The sequence below is a fragment of the Hydrogenophaga sp. A37 genome (genome assembly GCF_002001205.1).
Classification (GTDB): Bacteria; Pseudomonadota; Gammaproteobacteria; order Burkholderiales; family Burkholderiaceae_C; genus Hydrogenophaga.
In genome coordinates this window covers 1-3,511 of the sequence record NZ_MUNZ01000090.1, presented here as the reverse complement: position 1 = coordinate 3,511, position 3,511 = coordinate 1, and the positions used below count along the sequence as shown (strand labels likewise).

Here is a 3,511-nt window from a genome sequence, read left to right as displayed (position 1 = left end):
CTCTGGACGAACACCATGAACCGCTGCACGACCCTCATCTTTCTCTCCCGCCGACACGCTGTCGTGCTGGCCCTCGGCCTGCTTGGCGCCGGCCTGGTTACCCAGGCCATGGCACAGAACCAGCCCCGCATCTTCCCGGCCAAGGCCCTGCGCGGCACGCTGGTCGTGACGCAGCCGCCCATCGTGACGCTGGACGGCAAGGCCGCGCAGCTCTCACCCGGCGCCCGCATCCGCGGCACCAACAACCTGCTCTTGCTCTCGGGCGGCTTGGTGAACCAGCCGCTGACCGTGAACTACACGCTGGAACCGCACGGCATGGTGCACGACGTGTGGGTGCTGACCGAGGCCGAAGCGGCCGAGAAACGCCACACCGCGGCCAGCGCCGCCGCTGCCGCCAACTGAGCCTTGGCGCTGCCCGTCGACCGCCGCCCGTGTGGCGGCAACGGCCACCGCCATCCGAGCTGACACCCGCCTGCACACAGGCCCCGCGCGCCATTGGCGCCGCGCATTCCCCATTGAAGATCATGTCCAAAAAAGTCTTTATCAAAACCTTCGGCTGCCAGATGAACGAGTACGACTCGGACAAGATGGCCGACGTGATGAACGCCGCTGAAGGCTACGAACCCACGCAGGACGTCAACGAAGCCGACCTGATCCTGTTCAACACCTGCTCGGTGCGCGAGAAGGCGCAGGAAAAGGTGTTTTCCGACCTCGGCCGCGTGCAGCACCTGAAGAAAAAAGGCGTGCTGATCGGCGTGGGCGGCTGCGTGGCCAGCCAGGAAGGCGCCGAGATCATCAAGCGCGCACCCTATGTGGACGTGGTGTTCGGCCCGCAGACCCTGCACCGCCTGCCCGAGCTGCTGGCGCGGCGCGAGAAGCTGGCCCGCCCGCAGGTGGACATCAGCTTCCCCGAGATCGAGAAGTTCGACCACCTGCCGCCCGCGCGCGTGGACGGCTGCAGCGCCTTCGTGTCGATCATGGAGGGCTGCTCCAAATACTGCAGCTACTGCGTGGTGCCGTACACGCGCGGCGACGAGGTGAGCCGGCCGTTTGAGGACGTGCTGGTCGAGATCGCCGGCCTGGCCGACCAGGGCGTGCGCGAGGTCAACCTGCTGGGCCAGAACGTCAACGCCTACCGCGGCAAGATGGGCGACACGGCCGAAATCGCCGACTTCGCCCTGCTACTCGAATACGTGGCCGACATCCCGGGCATTGAGCGCATCCGCTACACCACCAGCCACCCCAACGAGTTCACGCCGCGCCTGATCGAGGCCTACGCCAAGATTCCGAAGCTGGTGAACCACCTGCACCTGCCGGTGCAGCACGGCTCGGACCGCATCCTGATGGCCATGAAGCGCGGCTACACCGCCATGGAATACAAGAGCACGGTGCGCAAGCTGCGCGCGATCCGGCCCGACCTGGTCATGAGCAGCGACTTCATCGTCGGCTTTCCCGGTGAAACAGAAGAAGACTTTGGCAAGCTGATGAAGCTGATCGACGACGTGGGTTTCGACATCAGCTTCAGCTTCATCTTCAGCCCGCGCCCCGGCACACCCGCGGCCAACCTGCCCGACGACACGCCGCATGCCGTGAAGCTCCAGCGCCTGCAGCACCTGCAGGCCGTGATCGAGGCCAACGTGGCGCGCATCAGCGCCAGCCGACAAGACACGGTGCAGCGCATCCTGGTCGAAGGGCCATCGCGCAAGTCCACGGCCGAGGTGCCCGAGCTGATGGGGCGCACCGAGTGCAACCGGGTGGTCAACTTCGCCGCCGGACCGAACGGCGCGCGTCTGGTGGGCCAGATGATCGACGTGCGCATCACCGAGACCTTCCCGCACTCGCTGCGCGGCGAGGTGATGGTGCGCGAAGCCGCGTGAGCCGCGGGCGAGATCTCCCAGCGGGCGAGCGGTCGTGAAGACACTGCGGTTTTCGTTCCCCCAGTTGCTGCTGGTGGCGTTTCTGCTGATCGGCGCGCTGCTGGGTGCGGCCGCGTTGCGGGCGCTGTTCTCGCTCGACACCATGATGGCGCAGGGCCGCGAGAGCACGGCCCAGGCGATCGCGCTGAGCACGGCGGCGCAGTCGCTCCGCGAGCGCAGCCTGACCATGGAGCGAGCGGCCCGGCAGTCGCTGGTGCTGGGCGACCGCCAGCTGCGCCAGCGCTTTTTTGAAGCCGCTGGCCAGTCGCGCGACATCCTGCGCAGGCTGGAAGGCAATGAGCTTCCCGCTGACTTTTCCCACAACTGGCTGCGACCCCTGGCCGAGGTGGAGGCCTTGCTGGAGGGGCCGCCAGAAACCGCCTTTGATCGCGAGCGCGCCGTGGCCCGCGCCTTCCGCGAGCTCGACGGCCACAGTGCGTCCATCGCCCAGCAGGTGCAGACCATCATCGGCAACCGCAACGACGCGCTGCAGTCCCGGGTGGAGGACAGCCGGCGCCAGCTGACGCAGCAGGTGCTGGGCTCCATTGCGCTGGCGGCGGTGATGGCGCTGGGGTTTGGCATCTGGCTGGCCCGGCCATTCCAGCGACTCGAAAAAGCCATCGTGCGGCTGGGCGAAAACCGGCTGGACCTGCCCATCGACATCCCGGGGCCGCCCGACGTGCGCCGCGTCAGCCAGCAGCTGGAGTGGCTGCGCCTGCGCCTGACCGAGCTCGACGCCGACAAGGCCCGCTTTCTGCGCCATGTGTCGCACGAGCTCAAGACCCCGCTGGCCTCGCTGCACGAGGGCGTGGCGGTGCTGGGCGATGGCGTGGCCGGCCCGCTCAACCCCAGCCAGGCCGAGGTGGTGACCATCCTGCAGCACAACACCCAGTTGCTGCAGCACCAGATCGAGACTCTGTTGCGCTTCAACGCAGCGGCGTTCGAGGCCCGCCAGCTGCAACGTGAACCCACCGACCTGCTGGCCCTGGTGGAGGAGCAGATCGAAGCCCAGCGGCTGCGCTGGCAGTCGCACCAGCTGGACGTGCGCGCCGAAGGCCGTTCGCTGGTGGTGCCCCTGGACCGCCAGAAGATGGCCTCGACCATCGGCAACCTGCTGTCCAACGCCATCCGTTTTTCACCTCTTGGCGGGCAGATCCGTTTGTTGCTGCAGGACGACGTCGGCCTGGCCCGCCTGCACGTGATCGACCAGGGACCGGGTGTCGCCGAAGCCGACCGCCAGCGCATTTTTGAACCGTTTTACCGTGGCGAGCGCCAGCCTGCGGACACCGTCAGAGGGTCGGGCATCGGGCTGTCCATCGTGCGCGAATACATTGAGGCCCATGGCGGACGTGTTCAACTGCTGCCTGAGCGCCAAGGCGCCCACTTTTGCATCGAATTGCCCCATGCCACCTGAGCCTCTTCTTTCTTCCTTCCGCCGCGCCCACCGGAGCACCCGGGGCCAGCGCCTGGCGCTGTGCCTGGGCACCGCCGTGTGTCTGGGCGCCTGTACCACCCCTCCGCCACCGGTGACCGCACCGCCGCCGGCACTGCCGCCCACCCTTGAACTGCCCAAGCCGGTGGAACCGACAGTGCTC

3 protein-coding genes and 1 pseudogene are annotated in these 3,511 nt (G+C 67.4%); all 4 read left to right on the top strand.

Features of this window, described 5'->3' with window-relative positions:
- A partial coding sequence (locus B0E41_RS09910; RefSeq protein ID WP_363350864.1) for a hypothetical protein occupies positions 1-402 on the top strand: 402 nt, incomplete at its 5' end.
- A gap of 122 nt (positions 403-524) precedes the next feature.
- Positions 525-1,877 (top strand): tRNA (N6-isopentenyl adenosine(37)-C2)-methylthiotransferase MiaB, encoded by a 1,353-nt coding sequence (gene miaB, locus B0E41_RS09905; RefSeq protein ID WP_077330928.1) that lies wholly within the window; start codon positions 525-527, stop codon positions 1,875-1,877.
- Positions 1,878-1,911: 34 nt separating this feature from the next.
- The gene (locus B0E41_RS09900; protein ID WP_253194753.1) at positions 1,912-3,330 is read left to right on the top strand and encodes an ATP-binding protein; all 1,419 of its coding nucleotides are present in this window, start codon (positions 1,912-1,914) and stop codon (positions 3,328-3,330) included.
- A pseudogene (locus B0E41_RS27335) lies at positions 3,320-3,511 on the top strand (hypothetical protein); the annotation flags it as partial. The gene B0E41_RS09900 and the pseudogene B0E41_RS27335, both read left to right, overlap by 11 nt.